The organism is Marinomonas shanghaiensis (assembly GCF_003259175.1).
GTDB lineage: Bacteria > Pseudomonadota > Gammaproteobacteria > Pseudomonadales > Marinomonadaceae > Marinomonas > Marinomonas shanghaiensis.
Map to the genome: position 1 here is coordinate 36,986 of NZ_QGOK01000001.1, position 24,275 is coordinate 61,260.

The window sequence follows — 24,275 nt, forward strand, 5'->3', positions numbered from 1 at the left end:
ACAAATGATCTTAAGTCATGTTTATAACAAAGAAGAGCATGATCAAACCATCATAGACTGCTTTTTACAGATGTGGCGTTATTCTGCCGACCTGATGTTTATTATGGCGGTAGAAGATGGTGATGAGTTTTCCCTCTACGATAACAACCCTGCTTCCAAAGCGGTCATGGGTCTAGAAAACGGTTCTGAAATACACAGACTCAATTTGCGAGTGCAGTTTGGTGATGAAATGGCCGAACAAGTCTTTGCAACGTACCGCCAAGTCATTCTTAATCGAACCCCTGTATCCATCGAGCAAGCTGGCATAAGGGGTGATGGTAGTCGTATTTATTTTGATACCTTGTTTGTACCTATATTTGATTTAACCGGAAAGGCGGTTTTCGTCTGTGGTGTCAGTCGTGATATTACCAAAATAAAAGACGCCGAATTGATGGCATTACAGGCTAATGAAAAGCTGCTTGAATACAGTGTTGCACTTGAAACCATTAATCAAGATCTAGATCGCAAGGTGCAAGAACGAACAAAAGAATTGGAAAGCGCCAAACGTATCGTAGAAGAGGCGTTAGAAGCAAAGTCTTCTTTTGTCGCTCGAATGAGTCATGAAATACGCACACCGATTAATGCTGTCATCGGACTGAGCCATCTCAGTTTAAAAACGCCTTTAAACGGCGAGCAGCAAGATTACATTAATAAAATACTTACCTCAGGCGAAGTCTTGCTCAGCTTGGTCAACGATGTACTGGATTTTTCGAAGATTGAAGCCGGAAAGATGAGCATTGAAGTCGTGCCGTTTTCACCTCGATCGATTGTTGATTATGCGACTAATATGGTTGCTATTAAGGCAAAAGAAAAAAAGCTTACATTAACCATCGATATTTCCTCTTCTCTACCGCCTATTTTGTTAGGGGATCCATTACGTATCCAACAAGTTTTAGTCAATTTAATGAGCAATGCGGTTAAGTTTACGGAGCGAGGCGGTATTTGCGTTCGTGTTTATGCTGAGACGAACCGTGATCAGGATCTCTTGTTGCGCTGTGATGTTATTGATACGGGAATTGGAATAGCAAAGACGTTTTCAGAACAGTTATTTCAGTCTTTCCAACAAGCGGACGACAGTATTACCCGTGAGTTTGGCGGCACAGGTTTAGGATTGGCGATTTCTCGTCAACTTTGTGAGCTTATGGGGGGAAGAATTTGGTTTAACAGCGAAGTAGGGCAAGGTTCCACTTTTAGTTTCTCTTTACCATTAACCACACCGACCCCAAAAAAATCACCTGACCAGATTGAAATGCATGCCAATACTACGGCACCTGATTTATCTCAGTATCACATTCTGTTAGTCGAAGATAACATCATTAATCAAAAAGTTATTTTAGGATATTTAGATGAGACAGGCATACGGGTTGATGTGGCGGGAAATGGTGAAGAGGCGATTAGTAAAATGAATAGGCAAGATTACAGTCTGATCTTTATGGATATTCAGATGCCTGTGATGGATGGTCTGACAGCCACGCGTAAAATTAGGCAAAATTCTAAGTATCATTCTATTCCCATCATAGCCATGACTGCTCATGTATCTCAAGAAGCAAAAAAACAATCCGCAAGTGCTGGAATGAATGCCCATTTAGACAAACCGATTAAAAAAATCGATTTATACAAAATTTTACAAAAACACTTGAATGTAAGGGAACCGCACAGTACCTCACAAACAGATCGTTTAGAGAGCGGTCACGAGGCGAGTAGTCATCTACAGCTATTGTCTAATCTGTCATCAATCGATACATTAGAAGTCTACGAAGCCGTTAAGAGTTTGGGTGGAAAGACAAACCTATATATCGACTTAGTTATGGCGTTTTATGAAAAATATCAAGGTGTGTATCTAGAAGAAATATCTGGAGATAAGTTTTTTTCTATATTGCATTCGCTGAAATCTAATTCAGCTTATATTGGTGCTTTTACCTTATCCTCTTACTGTTTGGCATTAGAAAATGAATTGAATACTGACGTCGCTTATTCGAAAAAATTACCATTATTAATAGACGCGTTTCGTGAACTGATCAGTCAACTAAATACTGTGTTAGTGCCTCATATCTCTAAAATTGAAGCGGGTATTAATGATATGGTGTTTTCCGATGCTGAGCTTAGGGAGGCATTGGAACAGATCACTCCTTTATTAATGAGTTCAGATTTTTTGGTGGAGAGTCATTTTGATGCATTGCGCAAAATGGTAAGAGAGACTAAATACGCTTTCGAGATAGAACATATAATTGATGATGTACATAATATTGAGTTTGAGACGGCTTATGTTAAAGCTACTCAGCTTATTTTAGAGCTTCAAGGTGATTAAAGGCGATGGCAAAAGAACAAAGAGTTTTAGTCATTGATGATGAAAAAATCAATCTTAAGATAATTGGCGACATGCTTAACGATGATGTCCATATCATAATGGCCAAAAGTGGTGAGCAAGGAATTAGAAAGGCCATTGAGTATCAACCTGATTTGATTTTATTAGACGTCGTCATGCCAGAGATGGATGGTTTTGAGACCATGAGTCGCCTTCGTCACAATGTACAAACCAGCGCCATACCGGTCATTTTTATCACTGCCTTGAACGATGCGAGTCATGAGGAAAAAGCGCTCTTGATGGGCGCAAGTGATTATATTCAAAAGCCGCTTCACACCAATATCGTGCAAGCCAGAGTGCGGTTGCATTTAGAGCTAGTTAAACAGCGAAAACTACTAGAAGAATTAGCGAATATTGACCCGTTAACGGCTCTGGCTAATCGTCGAAAATATCAAGATGTCATCGCGGACGAATGGCAAAACGCCATCCATAACCATCGCTGTATTTCTTTGCTGGTAATAGATATTGATAACTTTAAACAGTACAACGATTGTTATGGTCATGCCACTGGTGACACAGTATTAAAGCAAGTTGCTGCCGTGTTGGCGAATCAAGTGGCCGATAAAGGGTTGGTCGCGCGATATGGTGGTGAGGAGTTTGTTATTGTTTTGCCAGGCTATTCGCAAGAAGCGTCTATAGAAATTGCGCGTTATTGTATGCAAGATGTTGAATCACTAAATTTAGTGTATAGCCATGAAGAATTCAGTGGCAAAGTGACGGTGAGTGTTGGGGGGGCGACAAAAGTGCCCACAACAAAATGCGATATCGACGATTTTTTTAACATGGCCGATGAGATGCTCGGTGTGGCTAAGAAAAGTGGTAAAAATAAAATATTATGGAAATTACCCTGTGATCTACCTATTGTTGCTAAATGATCATAACAAGATATCGGTAAAGTAGAATGAATAACTCCTACGGGTTAGATATGCACCCGTTGCGTGATGCGCTCTATGCTGAGTTGCATTCCCGCCCCTTTCAAGTTTTGCCCAGTCCAGCCAGAATAAGTTATCTAGCAGTTATTGTTAGGCCAGATCAAAAACAGGATGAGTTCGAGCATTTTTGTTCGCTCTACGACCATTTTAATGGCACCCCACCAGAACAGGATAGTGCCTGTTTTGAAGTCGATTTTGGTCCTTTTAAGGTTCGTCGTGACAAGCATCTTGAATTTATCTCTTATATGGTCATCCGCACTGAAGTGGATGCGCAGCTAGGTTTTTTTGATCAAAATGCTTTGGCTTATTTGCCGCTTGAGTGGTTATCAAGTATGCCAGGTACTACCATTGCTGCTTTTCATGTTTCTGTTGAAGATGCTCGAACGATTCCTGAACCTGATCTTACTCTTGTTAAAAGTCATTTCGAAGGTATGCGTTTGGTGGGCAGTCGTCCTCAGAATGGCGATGCGCAGGTTTGGACAACGTTTCAATTGCACAGTGATGGTTGTGGGCGCTTTTTGATTTACAACAAAGGCATGAGTGATAGTCAATTAGGTCGAATGGTTCAGCGTGTCGTTGAGATAGAAACCTACCGTCTGATGGCGTTATTAGCCTTACCGATGGCGCGTAAATACAACGCAGAACTCGTTGTTATGGATGAAAAACTGGCACAAACCACCGCCAGCTTGTCTGATGCGACGGAGCCGCTTGATGAGCAAGCCCTGTTGAGCGAGCTTATTGACATGGCAGCTTGGGTAGAAGCGACACGAGCAAAAACTTCTTTTCGGTTCAGTGCCACAAGAGCCTATCATGAATTGGTTCTAAAGCGCCTGAATGAGTTAAAAGAAGACGAAGTGTCTGGTCATTTAACTATTACTGAATTTATGACGCGTAGATTAACGCCAGCTGTACGAACCTGTAATAGCACCGGAAACCACTTAGAAAGCCTTTCTATGCGTATTGATAGAGTGTCAGACATGATGCGTACACAAGTGGAAATGTCCATCCAGTCACAGAATCAACAATTGTTGACATCAATGGATCGCCGTTCGAAAATTCAACTTGCCATGCAACATACCGTCGAAGGCTTATCCGTTGCTGCGATCAGTTATTACAGCGTGGGCTTGTTGAAGTTTTTGATTGAAGCTGTGTATGACAAAGGTGTGAACTTTGATAAAAGCCTGGTGATTGGTTTGTCAGTGCCTATTGTTGTCGGAAGTGTATGGTTGGCGACGCGAAAAATACATAAGCGCTTTTTGTTGCTGGCTAAGGCCAAAGAAGAAAAGTAGTCGTTGTTTTATTTTTTTCAAACACACATAAAAAAAGCTTTCTATTGTTACCGTAGAAAGCTTTTTTTTGTGATTAGAGATTTTTTAAGATCTTTATCAAACCGTATTATGAATCTCGGCAACGAAGTCGTAAGAATCCCCAGGGAACCATGAGCGCGTAAACTCGATAAGCGTCCCATCTTGGGTCACTGCGGTACGTTCAATATAGAGCACCGCACTGAGTTCTGGGATATCCAATAAGCTTGCTCTTTGCCCGTCTATGCTAATAGCGCGTAAACGCTGAAAGGCCCGTACTGGGCGACAGCCTTGCTGCTCTAACAAATCGTACAGTGATCCTTCCATCGCAAACGGGTTCAAAATGTAATGGCTTGGAATGGTTGCCAGCTCCAACGCCATTGGTTTTCCATCCGCGTAACGCAAACGATAAAACCGAACGACCTCTTGCTCAGCTGAAAGGCCCAGTGCTTTGCATTCATCCGCATGAGGCATACCCAAAGAGCGATCCAGCCATTTAGAGGTAATCGTTTTGCCGCGAGCTTGCATGACTTCGGTAAAGCTGCGCAAGTGGTTGAGTGGTTGTTCAACCCGCTCACTGACAAAGGTGCCTGCACCTTGACGTTGTGTCAGTACATCTTCTTTTACCAATTCATCAATGGCTCGTCGAACCGTTACCCTTGAAACATCAAGGTATTTGGCAAGATCTCGTTCCGGTGGCAGTGTGTCGCCACCGTGAACTCGGCCTGCAGAAATAGACGCTAAAATGGCTTTTTTCAACTGCACATAGAGAGGAATGCCTTTTTCTCTCAATGCTTCGGCCTTGCCAAATAACGCATTAACCCGATTTTGGTTCATAGTTCCTGTCCTGAATGGGAAGGGGTCCCGTCGTCTTTTTTTAGGGCTAGGTATGCCAGCGTTAAAGGGGGATGGCCGCTGACGTATGGGCGTTGACTCTCGTTAACGCTTTCCCTTGGTGATCAAATAGATACAAGTGATTGGCTTGTATCCCAAAGGTGATGAGATCACCTGCTTGGTGCTGATTATCGCCATCTACTTTCAATACGAGTTCACCTTCTTGATCAATATCGACATATAAATAGGATAACTCACCAAGGTGCTCAACCAGAGTCACTTTGCCTGTAACGATGTTGCTATCACAGTTGAGAGCCATATGCTCTGGGCGTAAGCCTAGTTGCACTATATCGCCCTTATTCAACGATGATGTATCGACTGAGGCGTGAATGACGCGGCCGGATTCTAGCACAAGTTGCGTGTTTTCTGGGTCGGGATGACTGACTTTTGCGGCTAAAAAGTTCATTTTGGGTGAACCAATAAAGCCTGCAACAAACTGTGTTTTTGGATGATGATATAAATCTAAAGGTGCACCAACTTGTTCGACACGACCTTTATTCATCACAACGATTTTATCGCCTAAGGTCATGGCTTCGACTTGATCGTGAGTCACATAGACTACGGTGGCTTTTAGTTCCTGATGAAGTTTACCCAGTTCGACACGAGTTTGTACCCGCAGCGAGGCGTCTAAGTTAGATAAAGGTTCATCGAATAAAAAGACCTTTGGATCGCGTACAATAGCACGGCCGATGGCGACACGTTGACGCTGACCACCCGATAACTCCCTCGGCAATCGCTCCAAGAGATGATCAATCTTTAATTTCTTTGCGGCTTCTATCACTTTGTTGTTTACAAAAGCTTTGTCTTTGCCTGAAATCTTCAAGCCAAAAGCCATATTTTTGAATACATTCATATGTGGGTACAAGGCATAAGACTGAAACACCATAGCAATGCCGCGTTTGGCTGGTGAGCGCCCATTGACTCGCTCGTCATCGATGTACAAGTCGCCTTCGGTGATGTCTTCCAGCCCAGACAGCAAGCGTAATAGGGTGGATTTACCGCAGCCGGATTCGCCAATCAGCACGACAAACTCACCGTCTTTGATATCAAGGTCAATGCCATGCAGCACATCCACATCGCCAAAGCGTTTTTTAATATTGTTCAGTTTTACACTAGCCATGAAATAAACCTCCAACGGTCAACGATATCAACGATTACTTGACCGCTCCGCTGGTTAAGCCGCGGATCAATTGTCTTGAAAAAATGGTGTATAGGATCAGTACAGGAACGATTGCCAAGGTTAACGCTGACAATACCGAGTTCCAATCCGTGACGTATTGCCCCACAAATTGCTGTACGCCAAGGGTAATAGTGCGTGTTTCTTCACCCGGAGCGAGTATCAGCGGGAACCATAAATCGTTCCAAATTGGAATCATGGTGAATACCGCAACGGTCGCCATCGCAGGTTTCAGTAGCGGTAAAATGATACAAAAGAAAATCTTATATTCGCTCACGGAATCGCAACGTGCCGCTTCGGTCAGCTCTTTGGGAATCGTGCGTACAAACTCCGATAATATGTACACAGCGAGGGGCAAGCCTTGGGCTATATATACCAGCACCAGTGCGGTCAGTGTATTGACCAGATCTAAGCTCACCATTAGGCTCAAAATACTCACCGTGCCAAGACGTATTGGAATCATGATGCCCATGGCAAACAAAAAGGTAATTAGCAAGTTGCCCTTAAATTTGTATTCTGTCAGAGCCCAAGCGGCCATAGCGCCAAGTAAAAGCACCAACCCGACTGCCAAAATAGTGACGACCAAGCTGTTCCATGAATACAATCCAAAATCTGATCTGAGTAATACTTGTTCAAAACCCATTAAGGTAAAGGAATCACTGTCTGGTAAGCCGAGTGGATCGCGGAAAATGGCACGACGTTCTTTAAAGGCGTTGATCACAACGACAATAATCGGAAAAAGAGCAATCACGGTATAGGCCAATAACACAGCGTGCACGGTGACACTTTTGGGTACTTGCCTCATTCCAGAGGAAGGCATAAGACGACTAAATAGTTTCATTATAACCTCCTTAAAATTGGAATCGCTGAATGCGACGTTGAATAAAGAACAGGAACAACATAACGCCCACCAAAATGATTAAAAACATCAAGGTCGCCACCGCTGCTCCCATGGAAGCGCTGCCTTGCTGAAGTTGGAAGCCAAAGAAGGTTCGGTAGAAGAAAGTGCCCATTAAATCAGTCGAGAAATTAGGGCCTGCAAGGGCGCCCTTTACCGCATATATCAGTTCAAATGCGTTGAAATTTGCCACAAAGGTCAAAATCGATACCATAGCGATGGTGGGTAAAATCAATGGCAATTTAATGTGCCAAAATGTTTGCAATGAATTGGCACCATCCACCACACTGGCATCGACAATATCGTCTGGAATATTGAGTAAGGTGGCATAAATCAACATCATTGGAATGCCGACAAACTGCCAGACTGATATAAAAGCTAAAGTGATCAGTGCGCTGCTTTCTTTGCCCAGCCAAGCGTCGAAGTACTGACCAAGGCCAATGCTGTAAAGAAAGTCTTCAGAAATGCCCCAGATAGGACTTAATAGCAACTGCCAAACGAAACCTATGATCACCACAGAAAGCATGGTTGGCATAAAAATGAGTGTGCGATAAGTACCAGACAAACGCAGCTTTGGTGAGCTTAATAACACGGCTAAAAGCAGACCAATGGGGTTTTGCACCAGCATATGAATGGCGAAAAATTGGAAGTTATTGCCGAGCGCGTTCCAAAAAGCCTGTGACCAAGTATCGTCAGTTATCAAGGTAATGAAATTTTGCAGACCGACAAAGTGACTTTGCCCTTGTTGCTCGTTATAAAGGCTTAATACAAGCGTATCGAGCAAAGGGTAAACACTGAAAACAACGTAAATAAGCAATCCCGGCCCAAGGAAAAATACCACGTGCCATGGGAAGGGTTTCTTTTCGTCATGTTGGTTGGATGGAGTCATGGTTCATCTCAAATGGTTATTAATCTTAACCCTCCCAACCTCTTACTAGAGGAGGGCGTTCCCTCCCCTTGTGTTTTTGAAGGGGAGGGCTAGGGTTTAACTTATTGCTGAGGTTTGTACCATTGTTCTAAGCCATCCTGTGTTTCTTTGGCGGCTTGCTCTGGCGTCATGGTGCCATTGATTACTTGGGCGCTCACATTCCAAAGCTGGCTTTCTAGATTTGGCGTACCACGAGACAGGATTTGATATGAGTTACGAATGGTCGATTCGCACTGCTGACGCCAGCTCATAAACTCTTGTGCCACGGGGTCTTTGATGTCGATTTGATGATCTGACAAGGGGAAAAAGCCTGGTACTTCATTGGCGTAAAGTGTGGCGAATTCTTTGCTGGCCATCCAATTTAAGAAGACTTTTGCGGCTTCTTTGTTGGTAGCGTTTGCATTGATGCCAATACCCATGTCGGTGTGGTCACTGATGTAGCAAGTGTCACCCGCTTTCGCTACTGGAGGTGGAAAAGCACCAAATTCAAAATCGGCTTGATTGTTGAACGTTTGAATGTCCCAAGAGCCTGCAGGGTAAATTGCGGCACGACCTAAAGTGAAAAGATTTTGTGAATCGGAATATTTTTGTGCTTCAAAACCTCGGCCTAAATACGGTTTCCATTGGGCAAGCTCTGTCCAGGTATCCACATACGCTTTGTCGGTTAGCTTTGCTGCACCGCTTAATAACGCCTTACGGCCTTGTTCGCCTTCCCAATAATTTGGACCGATATTTTGGAATCCCATTGTTGCGGCTTCCCATTGATCAGCCGTTCCCATAGCTAACGGGGTGTAACGACTTTCTGATTTGATGGTATCAAGGGTTTTGAAGAATTCCGCCCGTGTTTTTGGTACAGACAGATTCAGTTCTTTGAATATTTCTTTGTTGTAAACAAAGCCGTGAATGACCGAGGCGACCGGCATACAGAATTGGTCTTTACCGTCGTCTGTCACCCATGCGCTTTTTGCTACATCAGAAAATTGCTTTAGACCTTCTAGGTCATTTAAGTTGGCAAGATAGCCGTCTTTATAAAGATCTAATGCTGTATCGAATGGACGACAAGTGATGAGGTCGCCTGCGGAGCCAGCTTTTAATTTTGCTTGCAACGCAGAATTGTATTCTGTTGGTGGGGTGGGGGCGAAGTTTACTTTTGTATCAGGGTGGCTTTTGTTAAAAGCTGGAATGATAACATCAGACCAGATGTTCGCATCGTCACTGCGCCAGCTTTCAATAGACAAGGTGCTGGCTGCTTGAATGGTGCCTGTACTGCTCATCAGTATGGTGGCCAGACAGGTTAACTTTAAGGCTGTGTTTATGGCTGTTTTGCTTTCAAGTGGAGCGGAATGAACATTGAACATGGTGACTCTCCGTTTGTGATTTCCAATTGTGCTTTAGGTGCTTTTTTATTAGTTTTTAACGTACTATTGGTATTTTTTAGGTATTGCTGAGTTTTGAAAATTAGCACCAATTATTCTATCAAGCAAATAAATATGACAATTTTGTGGAAAATAAATGCGCATTGGGCTTTAATTGGTTCTATATTGGTTTCTTATTTTGTTCTGATTGGGAAAGAGGGTTCCTATGCAAGTAATCATTCTCTCGTCTGCTCATGATGTTGCTGTCTATGCGGCCGATCGTGTTGTTGATGTGATTAATACCAAAAAGAATCCAGTTTTAGGGTTGGCGACGGGGTCGACGCCCATTGCTTTGTATGAGGAGCTCGTAGCGCGTCATCACTCTAGGCAAGTATCGTTTCGTCAAACGGTCAGTTTTAATTTGGATGAATACATTGGTATTGCCGATTCCCATGAGCAGAGTTATCGCACCTTTATGAATCAACATTTGTTTAATGCGATTGATATCATGCCGACAAACACGCATGTTCCATTGGCGCAGAGCAAAGAGGTTGCGGTGTTAAAGAAAAGTGCCCAAGACTATGAAGCGAGTATTCAACAAGCTGGGGGAATAGATCTGCAAATTTTAGGTATTGGCTTAAATGGTCACATCGGTTTTAACGAGCCAACTTCCAGCTTTGCGTCACGAACGCGTATTAAAACCTTGTCAGAATCAACGGTTGCTGCGAATAAGCGTTTTTTTAAAGCTGGAGAATATCAACCTGAGTTAGCTCTAACCATGGGTATTGGTACTATTTTGGACAGCCGAGCGGTGTTGTTAATGGCCACAGGAAAAGCCAAAGCGGAAGCGGTAAAAGCCATGATCGAAGGGCCGATCTCTGCAATGTGTCCTGCGTCGGCACTGCAGCTGCACGAAGCGGCAACCATCGTATTGGATGAAGAGGCGGCTAGTTTGTTAGCGTTAAAAGAGTACTACCAATGGTGCGAGTTGAAACGCCAGCAATTGCACGAGGGAAGTTTGATATGAGTGGTTTATACATTGGTATTGATGGTGGCGGCACTTTTTGTCGCGCTCGTTTGGTGGACTCTAATGACAATGTCTTGGGCGAAGCCGTCGGTGGTTCGGGCAATCCAAGAATCGGAATTGAAGCGGCATGGCAAAACATTATTAACGCTTGTCTAGAAGCCTGTCACCAAGGCAATGTTCCTCGTGAAATGTATTCGAAAATCACGCTAGGTCTTGGATTAGCAGGAGCCAATCAGCCATTAGAGCAAGAACTGGTGATTGCTCAAAAGTCTCCATTTGGGCAGCGATACTTATTAACCGATGCGCACGCTGCGTGTCTGGGCGCGTTTAACGGTGAAGAAGGGGCGTTATTGATATTGGGCACGGGCAGTTGCGGTGTGGTGTATCAAAATGAAAGATTCAGTATTGTCGGTGGTTGGGGCTTTCCGCTATCGGATCAAGGTAGCGGAGCGCGTATTGGCCTATCTGCACTAGAATATTCACTGGCTGCACTGGATGGGATTTCGCCGTCGACGCCTTTTACGGACAGTATTAACGCTGAATTTTCGTTGTCAGCAGAAGCGTATGTTTTGTATCAAAATCGTTCGCCATTACCCAAAGAATACGGGGCTTTTGCTGTGCAAGTGTTTCAATTCGCCCAACAAAAAGACCCTATAGCCCTGAAAATTATCCAGCAGCAAGTGGAATGGGTAAGCCAATATTTAGACGCTTTGATAGCGAAAGGTGCGCAGAAAATAGTGTTAGTGGGCGGCGTGTCGGAGGCCATTCTGACCTATTTGCCGGAACGTTTTTCGGCCTACTTTTGTCAACCACAAGGTGATGCTATGGCGGGGGCCATTTTGATGGCCAAAGCGCAAATAGGGAGAAAGGCAATATGATGGATCAGGAAGTGTTAAGCGTTTTTGCAAAACGTCTGTTCGATGGCGAGCAATGGCTAACGAACCAACAGGTTATATGGAAAGGACAGATGATTGAATCTGTTAAGTCGGCAGCCATGCCCCTTAATGGGGAAATGGAGATTTTTGATGTATTGGCGCCTGGTTTTATCGATGTGCACGTAAATGGCGGTGGTGGTGCCTTGTTTAACCACACGCCAACGATTGAAACATTGGCGCGCATGGTGGCGGTGCATGCTCAATTCGGTACTGTGGCCATGATGCCGACATTGATATCGGATGATTATGAGATCATGTCGCAAGCTCATCATGCGGTTTGCCAAGCGCTGGAACAAACTATGGCGGGGATTTTAGGCATGCATTATGAAGGCCCTTATCTTAATCCCATCCGCAAAGGCGTTCATAATGAATCTAAATTGCGCAAACCCACAGAAGGTAAGCTTGCCACGCTATTAGAAGTGAGTCGTAGTGGCAAACTTATGGTGACTTTGGCGCCAGAGCAAGTGCCAGAAGGCTTTATCGAATGGCTAGTGTCGCAAGGCGTGATTGTCTGCATTGGTCATTCTGCGGCAAGCTATGATCAAGCGAGACGAGCGGTAGAGAGTGGCGCGCGTGGTTTTACGCATTTGTTTAATGCTATGACACCCTTAGTCAGTCGTGAGCCTGGTGTGGTGGGGGCAGCATTGCAAACGGATAAACCAACCTGGTGCGGATTAATCGCCGATGGCCACCATGTTCATCCTGCCAGTATGCGAGTCGCTGTTGCTGCAAAAGGCTGTGAGCATATGCTTTTAGTCACCGATGCCATTCAGAGTGTGGGTTCAGAAGCAAAAGAAATGCCTTTCTTGGGTAAAAAGGTGCTGCGTAGCGAAGGCAAAGTCACCACCGAAGACGGCACGCTAGCGGGTTCGGATTTGGATATGGCAACCGCTGTACGTAATACGATTAATTTAATCGGCCGAACATCCACGGAAGCTTTACAGATGGCGTCTTTAAGGCCAGCTGAGTTTTTAGGCATAGACCAAGAATTTGGTCGTATTAAAGCGGGATATAGAGCGAGCATAGTGGCACTTAATACTGATTTTTTTGTCACCGCAACCTGGATCGATGGACAAAAAGTGTGGGGGTAGGTGGCTGTCTATTTTCAAGTAAATGGAAATAAAGCTATCTATCTGAGTGTGATGCCTATAGTATGACCTCTCCAGCTAGAAAGAAGTCTATAATTATTAACTCTGCAATACGTTGTTTTATTCATAAAATCCTCGTCCTGAAAGTTTCTAAGTACCAGTCTATTTTTTTTGCAAAATCGGTCTTTAACAAGACTATCCAAACTTCAGGAAAATATTTATGTCTAATACAGTAAAAGGAACCGTTAAGTGGTTCAACGAAACAAAAGGTTTTGGTTTCATCGAGCAAGCGTCTGGCCCAGATGTGTTCGCACATTTTAGCGCTATTGTAAGCTCTGGATTCAAAACATTGGCTGAAGGCCAACAAGTAGAATTCGTTGTGACTGCTGGCCAAAAAGGTCCTCAAGCAGAAAATATTACAGTACTTTAATTAGCTACTAAGCATATTTAAAAAAGGGTAAGTTCTTCGGAGCTTGCCCTTTTTTTATATTTTTCAACCCAAGCTTCATGACCTCACCTTCGCTCGTCCTCCATTTTCCTAACCTAAAATATCTGAAACTTTTCCTACTGTTGTTACGTATTTCTAAAGAGACATAAAGTGTGTCGTTGTGACACTCAATGCATCACTGTGTAAGGAGTAATGTATGAATCGTCGATATTTTCTGCTTCAAGCGGCCTGCCTAGTTGGCGTTGCAAAAACATTTAATGTATCTGTTTCGAGCATGGCGCTGGCGTCTGACTCAACCTTTGAAGTGGTTCGTACCAAGAAAGAGTGGCAAGCAAGATTAAGCGATTTTGAATATCAAGTGATGAGAGAAGAAAAGACAGAGCGAGCAGGGTCAAGCGCTTTATTAAATGAAAAGCGGGCAGGGGTTTATCACTGTAAAGGCTGCGATCTCCCCTTGTATCCTAGTCAGACTAAATATGAAAGTGGTACGGGTTGGCCAAGTTTTTACGATAGTTTGCCTAATGCCATTGGCACAAAAGAAGACAATGGTTTCTTCATGACACGCACCGAAGTGCACTGTCGTCGTTGTGGTAGTCATCTTGGGCATATTTTCGAAGATGGTCCAGCACCAACGGGACTGCGTCATTGTTTAAATGGTGTTTCTCTCGTGTTCCAACCGACTTAAATTTTATGGTTAATTTTTTTTAAACCTGAAACCTTTTTGAATCCACACCGTATCTTTTTATAACCATGACGCATTGTTATGGACAATCAGACTGGAGAATAACAATGAAATTATTAAGTCTTGTTTCTGCTGCGACAATCATGACCCTTGCTGGTTGTTCTGCTGGAGGTATGAAGAGTGCCGATGAAAATACCAATCCAATGGTTGGTGGTGCTCCTATGTATGCGAGCAAAAATATCATAGAAAATGCGGTGAACTCAAAAGACCATACCACCCTCGTTGCGGCGGTAAAAGCAGCCGGTTTAGTTGAAACATTGCAAGGCCCTGGTCCTTTTACCGTCTTTGCACCAACGAATGCAGCGTTTGATAAGTTGCCAGAAGGTGCCGTGTCGACTCTTCTAAAACCAGAAAACAAAGCGGCCTTGGCGAAGGTGTTAGCCTGTCATGTCGTAAAAGCCGATGCTTTATCTGGCGCGATCAAAACGATGATTGATGATGACAAGGGCAAACACCCAGTGCCTACTGTCGGTGGATGCACATTAATGGCGACTTACATGGGCGATAAAATTATGCTTGAAGACGAAAATGGTCGTGTTGCCCACGTGACCATTGCCGATGTTAAACAATCCAATGGCGTTATTCATGTGGTTGATGCGGTACTTTTACCTAAGCAATAAGCGCCAGAACGCCAACAATGATTACGTGGTACAACCACCTGCTTGGTCTCTAGCTGGATAGAGACCAAGTTTTTTCAGAGTTGAGTGTGTCTACTTTTCCTAGAAGCCATGATGCTTGCGATTAAAATGCAACCTCCGCCAATCATTTGTACTGTATTCAGCGATTCCCCTAACCAGAAATACGCAAATAAAGCGCCAAAGGCGGGTTCTGACCCTGTGAGCAGGGCGACTCGTGATGGGCTAGTGTGTTTGACACCGAAGTTTTGTGCAAACAAGGCAAAGACAGTGCAGAAGAGTGCGAGATAAAAGGCCGCCAGCCAAAAAGTCATATTAGCTGGAAAGAGTTGCTCTATCGAATGGTCATTGCTTAAAAAAATCAATAAAGCACCAAGGGTAACGACATTAGCTTGAATGCTGGTCGTACTGAGTGCTGAGAGTGTTTTTCCTTTCAATAGCGTTTTGGTGGTGACGACCATGCAGGCGCGCAAAAACGCGGCGAGTAAAATACAGCCGTCACCCTTGTTGAGCTCTAAAGACAGAAAGTCAAAAGCGTTTGAATTTGTGTTTTGAGTGGTCAATAAGAAGACGCCGACCAATGACAGTAAGGCAAACATGACAATGTTCGCGCTGGGTAGCTTTCGCTCTGTGATGGCTTCGACAAAGGGAGTAATAAGTACACATAGACTAATTAAAAAAGCGGCTTTTGAGGCTGTGGTGTGAAAGACACCATAGATTTCCGCAAGGAAAATGCACAATAAAATGCCGCCTGTTGGCACAGCAAATTTCCAATCTTTTATTAATCCTTTGCGCAGCTCTTTGATAAAAATGGGAGCGAGTATGAGCGATGTTAAACCAAAGCGAATCACGATAAAGGCCAGTACACCTGTGTAAAGTAAGGCCTCTTTTGTAATGCCATAGCTTGTTCCCCAAAAAAAAGCGGTCAACAAAAGGGATAATTCTGCCATGGGAAATTTTGACAGGATGAAGGGGGTGTTAAGTGTTTTTGATTGCATGTTTTTCTCGAAAATATGGGTGAGTGATGTGAGAAAGCATGCTAACTTGTGTTTATATGAAAGATAATTGGCTCAATAATCAAAAGACTTATGATTCATGGACACAAATAAATTGATTGCCTTGCTGCCTGATATGGCTGCGTTTGTTGCTGTGGTAGAAACGGGCAGCTTTACTAAAGCCGCGCTGAAGCTTGGTGTGACGCCATCTGGGGTGAGTCGACAAGTGTCTCGAATGGAGACGGCCTTGTCGGCGGTGTTAATAGAGCGTACCACACGACAACAAACCCTTACATTGGTGGGTAGAGCGGTGTATGAACAGTGTCGTCAAATGTTAGACAGCGCAAAAGAAGCGGTTGTCGCCTCTGAAAATAATGCCAACGAGGCGTCCGGCCGTTTGCGTATTGCCGCGCCAGATTCATTGGCAAGGCAAGTATTAGAGCCCTTATTGATGGAGTTTATGGCTTTATATCCCGCAATTTCGTTACAGGTTCAGGTGACGGATTTGCGCGTTGATCCAGCGTATCAGAATGTGGATCTGGTGTTTTATGTGGCTGAAAAGCCCTACGAGCACTTAGTGTGTAAAACTTTGGGCGGAGTTCGCTCTATTCTTTGCGCAAGCTCACACTATTTGGCTGAATACGGTGTGCCAAATTCGCTTGAAGACTTGGCCAACCATCGTTGTTTACCACTTGGATTATTCGATGGTGATAATGTCTGGGCTTTCACTCAAGGTATGCGAAAGTTGGTTGTTAAAGTTGATGGACGCTACATCAATAACGATGCCGAAATGCGTTTAAAAGGGGTAAGGCAAGGTTTTGGCATTGCACCTTTTCCAGATTTTGTTGTGCGGGAGTCGTTAGAAAAAGGCGAGGTCGTTCAGGTATTAGCAGATTGGCAACTGAACAGTGATTTTCAAGGGGGCATTCACATGCAGTTTCCTGCGATGCGATTCATGCCCAATAAACTTCGAGTGTTTATCGATTTTATGGAAAAACGCTGGGCAGATTCTGTTTAAGACTGTCCATATTGTAAGATTTCTTCGTCTCTCAAGGTCAGTACTTCATATCCTGTTGGTGTGACGAGCACGGTGTGTTCCCATTGTGCGGATAATTTTTTATCCGCTGTTACTACCGTCCAGCCGTCTTTTTTTGTCTTGGTTTTGGCTTTGCCTTGGTTGATCATGGGTTCAACAGTGAAGGTCATGCCAGCTTCCAGAATCATCCCCGTTCCTGTTTTGCCGTAATGCAGCACTTGTGGCTCTTCATGCATTTCGCGGCCAATGCCATGACCACAATATTCTTTGACCACTGAGTAACCTTTGCTTTCCGCTAAGGTTTGAATCGCTGCGCCGATATCTCCTAAGGTTGCGCCGGGTTTTACTTTTTTGATGCCCGCCCACATCGCATCATAGGTAGTTTTGACTAGGCGTTTGGCAATGGGGTTGGCGTCGCTCATAACATACATCTTGCTGGAATCGGCGATAAAGCCGTTTTTTTCTAGGGTGATGTCTAGGTTGATAATGTCTTTTGCTTTGAGCGTCTGGTTTTTGCTTGGCACACCATGACAAACGACTTCATTAATCGACGAGTTAAGCACAAACTCATAACCGTATTGTCCTAGACTTGCCGGCCTGGCGTTCAGTTCATTGCGAATAAAGTCTTCGACTTCGTTATTAATCTCTAAGGTCGAAACGCCTTCTTTGACAAAATCATCGAGCATATGAAATACGCGGGCTAATAGCTTGCCAGACTCACGCATAAGCTCAATCTCTTCTGCGCTCTTAATATGCACTTGCATGTTATTTAACCGCTTTTAATGGTGCTTCTGTATTGGCATTAGCCAGTTCATTGGCAATCAATTCAGAAAAGGTGAGCGTGGGATTGAGTTCTGCAAGACGTCCCATTTTGATCCAGAATTCGGCTTGTGCATTGATAGAGCGAGACATGACATGGCAGCTTTTGCGGATGTCATCGTGAAGTTCGTCGGAGATTTTAATAATACCCATAAGATATGATCCATATATAAAGTGTATATGGATCATATATTCATGATTTGATCTTTTCAAGCGCTATTTATTGATTAGCTTTTAGTGAAAACAGATCTTTTATCAACTTAATACCGGCTTCTTGACCACCTTTGTTGTAGGCATCTAGAAGCGCAGAACCAAGAATAGCAATGTCAGCTTTGCCGATAAGCTGTTCTATTTGCGCGCGTTCGCGTAAACCAAAACCTACGCCCATCGGAGCGCTGGCGTGTTGCTTAATCAGCGTCAAATAGTCATCAAGTGATGTCTGCTTGGCTTTGCTCTCGTGGCTAGAATGTCCAGTGACACCAGAGCGAGCCACACAATACAAGAAACCGCTGGCTTGGCTTGCTAACATGGCTAAGCGTTCTGGTGGCGTGACGGGTGTCACCAACCAAACTGGATCGATGTTATTAGCCTTACAAGCTGCTTGATAGGTGGCGGCTTGTTCAATCGGCAGATCTGGAAGGATTAGTCCGAGAATGTTTTCCTCAGCGGCGCGTTTAGCTAATTTGTCTAAGCCAAAACGGTACATTGGGTTTAAATAGCTCATCAACACGATGCGGCTGTTAGGGTAGTCTTTCGCAAGGTTACCAAGCTGAGACAAACAGGTTTCCACGTCCAGCTTTTGTTCTAATGCCTTATGACAAGCGGCCACGATACTAGGGCCGTCAGCCACAGGGTCCGAAAAAGGAAATTGCACTTCGATGAAGTCCACACCTTCTTTCATTAATCGTGCCATCCAATCCAAACTTTCTTCCACACTTGGGTAGCCATACACCACATGAGTCATCGACAAAATAGGTTTTTGCTGGCGTTTTTCTTTAATAAAAGCAGCTAATTGGCTCATGCGTTTTGCTCCTCATGGTCAGCGTGGTTAGTTGGATAAGAGGCTAGGTAGTCGGTTAAGAATTGCGGAAAAGTTTCATCTTGTACGGCTTTCGCTACGTTAAAGATGTCTTTGTCGCCACGACCAGACAAGTTGATAACGATCTTTGAATCTTTCGGCAAATTTGGCGCATCTTTAAAAGCACCCGCCAAGGCATGAGACGATTCTAGAGCTGGAATAATGCCTTCTTTTTTCAGTAGAAGTGTACAGGCCGCAATGACTTCATCGTCCATGGCATAGGTCATTTTAATACGACCGATTTCCGCTAAATGGGCAATGATAGGAGAGACACCAACGTAATCCAAACCCGCTGCGATAGAGTGGGTTTCTTGTAGCTGTCCAGCGTCATCTTGTAGGAACATAGTGGCAAAGCCTTGGGCAATTCCAGGTTTTCCAAGATTGTGAGACAAACGAATAGAATGCTCGCCAAGTTCCAAACCTTTACCGCCCGCTTCGACACCTACCATTTCCACCTCTTTGTCATCGAGGAAAGGTAGGAACAAACCACAAGCATTTGAACCACCGCCAACACAAGCGTACAAACGGTCTGGAAATTGACCGAATTGCGCCACACTTTGCTCGCGCACTTCGTTGCCAATCACAGATTGAAAATACGCCACCATTTCTGGGAAGGGGGCGCAACCACAAGAGGTACCGATTAAATAATGGCTTTCTTCGTGGCTAGAAGACCAATCACGCAGCGCTTCATCTAGCGCATCGCGTAACGTTTGTGCGCCCGTGGTAACAGGAACAACGGTTGCGCCAAGTTGTTTCATCCAGAATACATTTGGATATTGGCGTTCAATGTCTTTCGCGCCCATGTAAATCGTGCATTCCAGTCCTAATCGTGCGGCAACCAAAGCGGTGGCGATACCATGTTGTCCGGCACCTGTTTCGGCAATCACGCGTTTTTTGCCCATGCGTTTGACCAATAAACCTTGGCCAATCACATTGTTCATCTTGTGCGCGCCACTGTGGTTTAAATCTTCACGCTTTAGATAGATTTGCGCACCGCCAAAGTGTTCGGTCAAATTCGCACAAAAAGTCAGCGGCGTAGGGCGGCCAGAAAATTGCTGCCATTGTTTATTAAGCTCAGCGAGAAACTCTGGATCGTGTTTGGCTTCTTCGAACGCCTGTAAGATTTGCTGTTGGCTCGAATAAAGGATTTCAGGGATGTAGCTACCGCCGTATTGCCCGTAGAAACCGTTCTCGCTTTGCATGACTTGCTCCTAAAATTGCCATTTATTTAACTATACCGTTTAGTTAATTTAATGAGATGATAGGCGTTCGTCAAGTGTTTTCAAATGAAAGCGAACAGATCCTTTCAAAAGACAGTAAAACACTCTAATGGACTACAAAAAAGCGCAAACAAACAGAGGCAATCATGGCAAGAGGAAGACCCAGTAAAAAAGACCACATAGTGACCGTGGCATCGGGGTTGTTTACTGAACAAGGGTATCAAAGCACCAGTATTGATCAGGTTGTACTGGCTGCAGCGGTGTCAAAACCGACAGTCTACAGTAATTTTCCAACCAAGCTTGTATTGTGGGAAACGGTATTGATGTTACTTACCGAGCAAGCCCAAGCTAAAATGCAGGCGCGTTTAGATAAATTACGGGTGAAAAAAAACGTGACCCTAATTGCTGGGTGGATCGTCTTATGGGAAGCGTGGATTAGCAAGTCAGAGCACTTAGCGGTGTATCGTATTTTGCTAGGCGAGCAACACAAAATGGCACCGTCTACCTTTGCTTTATTTGCAGCATTTGAAGCGGTATTAGAATCCACTCTGCGGTCATGGATTGCTGAGTTTTCAGTATCACCGATGAATTTTTTTGCGTTAAAAGCCGTTAGCAAAGAGGCACTTCTGATGCCTGCATTGATGAATCAAGCGATGATGGAGAAAAAACAGTTTACTGACTTGATTTGTAGCATTTCGCCCAATTAATCTTTTTTATCACTAAAAGTAGTAAGAAAAGGCAATTTGCTGCGTTGTGGTGTCGTGTTTGGTGATTTTATACTCATAAGAAAATGAACTGCTTTGTCTTTTATAAAGAGTCAGTGATTGCTCTGAATTATTCTTTGTCTCATATTTTATAGACAAAACATCAGATTTAAACTCAATGCCAGAATAGATGGGGAAGGTTACAGAGTGCGATAACTCGATGCTAGGTAAGCTATAAAACATAAACTGAAACACATTGAAACCAGCACCTAGCCCCGCACTGACCAATGGTTGTAATGTATCTGATTTCGTTCGATCCGCTCCAATTCTCAGTTTCCATGATGGGGTTCGCGTAACAAAGTTCAGTGGGGTGACAGAGCGTATGTTTAGAATGTCAAGAGTTTCTACTATAGCTGAGCCGTTGTCCTCATATATTTCTATGACCCCGGCGGTGAGTTTAGAGGACAGATAGTGTTGGGAGCGTTGTTCAAAATGGTCGAAATCGACGGCTGATAATTGAACGCTCAATGAGTCTTTTTTAAAATAGATTTTTGCAGATGAAACAGAAAGTCCATCTAAATCCCTGTCGTCGGATTTTTGGTTTAGTGGGATTTTGAGCTGTAAGGAATCCTTTTTACCAAAAGTATCTAGTATCTCTCCATATGAATCATTTGGTCTGCCGTAACTTTCAAAGCTTAAGCGAGATGCTAGTACTGCTACTTTACCGGCATTATTGCCATTTTCGGGGTTGACGGACTTCGGGTTTGAAAACATATCGCTAACGTCAACTCGCTCTTTTGCGCTTAGCTTTTTGTACTCAGTATTGAAATTGTGAAATAGGGAGTTAATCTCAAATCTATTTGTATTTACAGTCTCTTGAACTTTTTTTTCTAAAAAGACAGGAGTAATAATGTTTGGAGCTTCATCAAAGCAATTGCAGGAATACGCAAGAGCTTCATATAGGTAAGTAGAGCAGTTTTCTGTAAAAAAATTGTAGGTCAATGTATTTGATAGCTTGTCATCAAAAAAACCAATGATTTTATCCTTATCGAAATGGGAATCGGGCAGTTTAATGAATTTTAACTTTCGAGATTCCCTGTTGTTGTAGGAATCTAAAATCTGGTGAAGGGGGATAGCGTTTATTTCAGCTGGTATTTTCAAAAAGCCGCCTTTAAGCAATTGCTCTGTTGCTGTTAAGTTTTCTGTAGGTGCTAGTACAGAGATAACCGGTGAAAAATAAAAATCTTCCTCATCTAGAAACAATAATAAAGAATGCCCAAAGTAAGACATGGGTGATTTGAGGCTTTCGCCAGCGATGATCAAATATGGTTCTTTATCACTAAGAAGTTGTTTAATGTCTTTTTTGGTATCGCGTTTAACGGCACAAGGTTCTAGGGCTTTCATTAAATTAGAATGAAACTGATACGCCTCTTTTTGTTCAAGAATTGCCGGTGATAGCAATACGTCGGGATTACAGCCCAAATCGGTGATTTGCTTTTTTAGGCTGTTGTAGCCGAGCCCTTTTTGGTTTTCTATTTGAGATATCAGGGGAGAGGCGTTTTTTAAAATAAACTCAGAAAAACTAATGTTAAACTGTATGTTTCCAGAAAAGGTATTAGGCGAAGCAAGTAAAAAAGCCAGTATGAAGGTTGTATAAACAACATTGACATACTGGCTTTTCTTTAACATTTTAAAAACTATTGTTTTACAGGCATTTCAACGTAAATCGCATTTGGAGCGTATTCGTATACAGCACCAGTGATGAAATCTGTTGTAGATAAATCCCAGAATATATTAAGAACAGCAACAGGATCAAATTCTTTGGTGATATTTCTTGTTACTGATTCATAACCTTCTTTGGTAAACATAACGGTTTGTGCTTTGTTTTTCTTAAAAGAAGCGCTGACAGGTGTTTTGCCGATTAAGGCGCCATCAACATAAACATTTACACCTTCAACATTTGAGTTAAAGGTCAATGTTTGGTTTGACCCGGAAATTATGGTCGCACAGCCGGAAAGCAATAAAACCAAAGAGGATAGAGCAATAACTAGGAGTTTTTTCATTTTAAGTCCATTAAAATATAGATGAGTTTTTTGAGCTGTCGAATTATACCTAAAAAACTAATTTTCTCAACTTCCTTTTTTTATCCTCAAAATTTATATTTCGCTGACATCTTCCATGCGACCTTTTTCTGCCCAGTACATCAAACATAATGCCAAGGTGCCCATGATGACAAAGCCACCCGAGATCGGCATTAAGGTGTTGTTGTACATTTGGCCTATGACGGTGCCGATGCTCATGGACATGATAGACGACACCGACCCAATCACAGCCGAGGCGATGCCTGCTACATGTCCCATGGGTTCCATTGCCAACGAGTTGACGTTACCGAACAATAACCCAAAGCAGAAGAATAGGATCGAGGCGTAGACTAAGAACATCCATAAGCTGATGGTGACAAAAGCGTGCAAGGCAAAAAATGCGATGGACGCAAGAACGACAACACAAATCGCACGGAAGGCGATGTACTTGGCGCCATGTTTCTCGACAATGCGTGAGTTAATTAAGGATGAAAACCCCAGCACCAGAGCCAGCACGCCAAAGTAAAAAGCAAATAAATTGCCTGTTTCAAATTGCACTTGGAAAATTTGCTGTGACGAATTCAAATAGCCAATAAAGCTACCAAAGAACAGTCCCATGCAAATGGTATAGCTGGCGGTAATGCGGTTGGTTATTACCTCTTTAAAACCGTCGTAGAAACCTGTCGTGGTAAAAGGAATACGATTTGACTTCGGTAAAGTTTCTTTTAAACGCCAAGCAATCCAAACCATTAAAACCAGGGCATAAACCAGATATAACTCGAAAATACCACGCCAATCGTCCACAAACATGATGGCTTGTCCAAGCGTTGGGGCAATGGCAGGTACTAAAACGAAAATCATCATCACCAATGACATGATACGAGCCATTTGCGCGCCGTGGTATAGATCACGCACCAAGGAAATGGCGGATATATAAGGTCCAGCTACGCCTAAGCCTTGGATAAATCGACCTAACATGAGCACTTCTAAACTGTCGGCTTGATAACACACAACCGTACCAACTAGATACAAAGCAAAGCCGCTAAAGAGAATAGGGCGTCGTCCTAAGGCGTCAGAAAGTGGGCCACAAATCAGCTGCCCCATCGCCAAACCTAAAAACAACATACTAATGAGCAATTGCGGTTGGTTTGCCGTCGCGGCGCCAAGCTCGTCGCCGATAATGCCAAGGGCAGGCAATAAAGCATCAATAGAGATGGCCGTGATTGACATTAATAAGGCAACTAAGAGTGTGAATTCCTTCGATCCCATGCCGGACGAAGAAGTATCGTTATGAGCATTTTCCATGAGGTGTTCCTAAGAAAACTATAGATTGTTGAGCGTGCACTGGGTTCACGCCTCAAATAATAGTCGAGCATTATACTCAGGCTTTGTAACGGCGAGTTTTCTGTTGTGTGCACAAAATGAGGAAATGTGCACTTTTTTCAATGAGAGGTAAAAAATAGGAATGCTGTAATAAATATTCTGGGCTCTTTTGTGTCGGCTAAAACCGTTTCCGTGTAGCGTAGTGTAATTGATATTTGTGCATCTTTGATTATTTTGAGTAAATATTTTGTC

The 24,275-nt window shown here is 43.5% G+C and carries 24 protein-coding genes; 11 read left to right on the forward strand and 13 right to left on the reverse strand.

Features of this window, described 5'->3' with window-relative positions:
• Positions 1-4: 4 nt before the first annotated feature.
• Genes DKT73_RS00130 through DKT73_RS00140 form a run of 3 tightly spaced genes read left to right on the forward strand, consistent with a single transcriptional unit; the run spans position 5 to position 4,625 of the window.
• Positions 5-2,347, forward strand: coding sequence for an ATP-binding protein (locus tag DKT73_RS00130; protein ID WP_111636595.1), 2,343 nt, complete (start codon positions 5-7; stop codon positions 2,345-2,347).
• 5 nt (positions 2,348-2,352) lie between these two features.
• Positions 2,353-3,279 (forward strand): GGDEF domain-containing response regulator, encoded by a 927-nt coding sequence (locus DKT73_RS00135; protein ID WP_111636596.1) that lies wholly within the window; start codon positions 2,353-2,355, stop codon positions 3,277-3,279.
• A 26-nt stretch (positions 3,280-3,305) separates the two neighbouring features.
• Positions 3,306-4,625 (forward strand): DUF3422 family protein, encoded by a 1,320-nt coding sequence (locus DKT73_RS00140; RefSeq protein ID WP_111636597.1) that lies wholly within the window; start codon positions 3,306-3,308, stop codon positions 4,623-4,625.
• Positions 4,626-4,721: 96 nt separating this feature from the next.
• Here the strand turns inward: DKT73_RS00140 and DKT73_RS00145 are convergent, their stop codons facing one another.
• From DKT73_RS00145 to DKT73_RS00165, 5 genes are all read right to left on the reverse strand, one after another.
• Positions 4,722-5,477 (reverse strand): GntR family transcriptional regulator, encoded by a 756-nt coding sequence (locus DKT73_RS00145; RefSeq protein WP_111636598.1) that lies wholly within the window; start codon positions 5,475-5,477, stop codon positions 4,722-4,724.
• A 61-nt stretch (positions 5,478-5,538) separates the two neighbouring features.
• Positions 5,539-6,654 carry an ABC transporter ATP-binding protein gene (locus tag DKT73_RS00150; protein ID WP_111636599.1) on the reverse strand — a complete coding sequence of 372 codons (1,116 nt, stop codon included), beginning with the start codon at positions 6,652-6,654 and terminating at the stop codon, positions 5,539-5,541.
• Positions 6,655-6,688: 34 nt separating this feature from the next.
• On the reverse strand, positions 6,689-7,552 hold the full coding sequence (locus DKT73_RS00155; protein ID WP_111636600.1) for a carbohydrate ABC transporter permease: 864 nt from the start codon (positions 7,550-7,552) through the stop codon (positions 6,689-6,691).
• A 10-nt stretch (positions 7,553-7,562) separates the two neighbouring features.
• On the reverse strand, positions 7,563-8,498 hold the full coding sequence (locus DKT73_RS00160) for a carbohydrate ABC transporter permease (RefSeq protein ID WP_111636601.1): 936 nt from the start codon (positions 8,496-8,498) through the stop codon (positions 7,563-7,565).
• Between the two features lie 101 nt (positions 8,499-8,599).
• Entirely contained in the window at positions 8,600-9,895 is a 1,296-nt protein-coding gene (locus DKT73_RS00165) for an ABC transporter substrate-binding protein (RefSeq protein WP_111636602.1), read from the reverse strand.
• A 223-nt stretch (positions 9,896-10,118) separates the two neighbouring features.
• Between DKT73_RS00165 and nagB the strand changes: the two genes are divergently transcribed.
• The 6 genes from nagB (at position 10,119) to DKT73_RS00195 (ending at position 14,752) form a co-directional block, all read left to right on the forward strand.
• Positions 10,119-10,919 carry a glucosamine-6-phosphate deaminase gene (nagB, locus tag DKT73_RS00170; RefSeq protein ID WP_111636603.1) on the forward strand — a complete coding sequence of 267 codons (801 nt, stop codon included), beginning with the start codon at positions 10,119-10,121 and terminating at the stop codon, positions 10,917-10,919.
• A complete protein-coding gene (locus DKT73_RS00175; RefSeq protein ID WP_111636604.1) occupies positions 10,916-11,797 on the forward strand; it encodes a glucosamine kinase nucleotide-binding domain-containing protein in 882 nt (293 codons plus the stop codon). Before nagB ends, DKT73_RS00175 begins: the two co-directional genes overlap by 4 nt.
• Positions 11,794-12,945, forward strand: coding sequence for an N-acetylglucosamine-6-phosphate deacetylase (gene nagA / locus DKT73_RS00180; RefSeq protein ID WP_111636605.1), 1,152 nt, complete (start codon positions 11,794-11,796; stop codon positions 12,943-12,945). The genes DKT73_RS00175 and nagA overlap by 4 nt, the downstream gene beginning before the upstream one ends.
• 217 nt (positions 12,946-13,162) lie before the next feature.
• Positions 13,163-13,372, forward strand: coding sequence for a cold-shock protein (locus tag DKT73_RS00185; RefSeq protein ID WP_111636606.1), 210 nt, complete (start codon positions 13,163-13,165; stop codon positions 13,370-13,372).
• A 214-nt stretch (positions 13,373-13,586) separates the two neighbouring features.
• On the forward strand, positions 13,587-14,075 hold the full coding sequence (msrB, locus tag DKT73_RS00190; RefSeq protein WP_111636607.1) for a peptide-methionine (R)-S-oxide reductase MsrB: 489 nt from the start codon (positions 13,587-13,589) through the stop codon (positions 14,073-14,075).
• Between the two features lie 104 nt (positions 14,076-14,179).
• A complete protein-coding gene (locus DKT73_RS00195) occupies positions 14,180-14,752 on the forward strand; it encodes a fasciclin domain-containing protein (protein ID WP_111636608.1) in 573 nt (190 codons plus the stop codon).
• A gap of 74 nt (positions 14,753-14,826) precedes the next feature.
• On the opposite strand, the gene DKT73_RS00200 is transcribed toward DKT73_RS00195, so the two are convergent.
• A complete protein-coding gene (locus tag DKT73_RS00200; protein WP_111636609.1) occupies positions 14,827-15,765 on the reverse strand; it encodes a DMT family transporter in 939 nt (312 codons plus the stop codon).
• Between the two features lie 97 nt (positions 15,766-15,862).
• Between DKT73_RS00200 and DKT73_RS00205 the strand changes: the two genes are divergently transcribed.
• A complete protein-coding gene (locus tag DKT73_RS00205; protein ID WP_111636610.1) occupies positions 15,863-16,780 on the forward strand; it encodes a LysR family transcriptional regulator in 918 nt (305 codons plus the stop codon).
• Here DKT73_RS00205 and map read toward each other — a convergent pair.
• The 4 genes from map to trpB form a co-directional block, all read right to left on the reverse strand.
• A complete protein-coding gene (map, locus tag DKT73_RS00210) occupies positions 16,777-17,562 on the reverse strand; it encodes a type I methionyl aminopeptidase (RefSeq protein WP_111636611.1) in 786 nt (261 codons plus the stop codon). The two genes, DKT73_RS00205 and map, sit on opposite strands and share 4 nt — an antisense overlap.
• 1 nt (position 17,563) lies before the next feature.
• Positions 17,564-17,770, reverse strand: a complete 207-nt coding sequence (locus DKT73_RS00215) for a ParD-like family protein (RefSeq protein ID WP_111636612.1) — start codon at positions 17,768-17,770, stop codon at positions 17,564-17,566.
• A gap of 67 nt (positions 17,771-17,837) precedes the next feature.
• The gene (gene trpA / locus DKT73_RS00220; protein WP_111636613.1) at positions 17,838-18,638 is read right to left on the reverse strand and encodes a tryptophan synthase subunit alpha; all 801 of its coding nucleotides are present in this window, start codon (positions 18,636-18,638) and stop codon (positions 17,838-17,840) included.
• A complete protein-coding gene (gene trpB, locus DKT73_RS00225) occupies positions 18,635-19,897 on the reverse strand; it encodes a tryptophan synthase subunit beta (protein ID WP_111636614.1) in 1,263 nt (420 codons plus the stop codon). The genes trpA and trpB overlap by 4 nt, the downstream gene beginning before the upstream one ends.
• A 164-nt stretch (positions 19,898-20,061) precedes the next feature.
• Here trpB and DKT73_RS00230 point away from each other — a divergent pair, with 164 nt between their 5' ends.
• Complete coding sequence (locus tag DKT73_RS00230; RefSeq protein WP_111636615.1) at positions 20,062-20,622, forward strand: TetR/AcrR family transcriptional regulator; 561 nt, start codon at positions 20,062-20,064, stop codon at positions 20,620-20,622.
• Positions 20,623-20,634: 12 nt separating this feature from the next.
• On the opposite strand, the gene DKT73_RS00235 is transcribed toward DKT73_RS00230, so the two are convergent.
• The 3 genes from DKT73_RS00235 to DKT73_RS00245 form a co-directional block, all read right to left on the reverse strand.
• Complete coding sequence (locus DKT73_RS00235; protein WP_111636616.1) at positions 20,635-22,308, reverse strand: lipoprotein N-acyltransferase Lnb domain-containing protein; 1,674 nt, start codon at positions 22,306-22,308, stop codon at positions 20,635-20,637.
• 8 nt (positions 22,309-22,316) lie between these two features.
• Entirely contained in the window at positions 22,317-22,682 is a 366-nt protein-coding gene (locus tag DKT73_RS00240; protein WP_111636617.1) for a PEGA domain-containing protein, read from the reverse strand.
• Between the two features lie 93 nt (positions 22,683-22,775).
• On the reverse strand, positions 22,776-24,005 hold the full coding sequence (locus DKT73_RS00245; RefSeq protein WP_111636618.1) for a multidrug effflux MFS transporter: 1,230 nt from the start codon (positions 24,003-24,005) through the stop codon (positions 22,776-22,778).
• Positions 24,006-24,275: the final 270 nt, after the last annotated feature.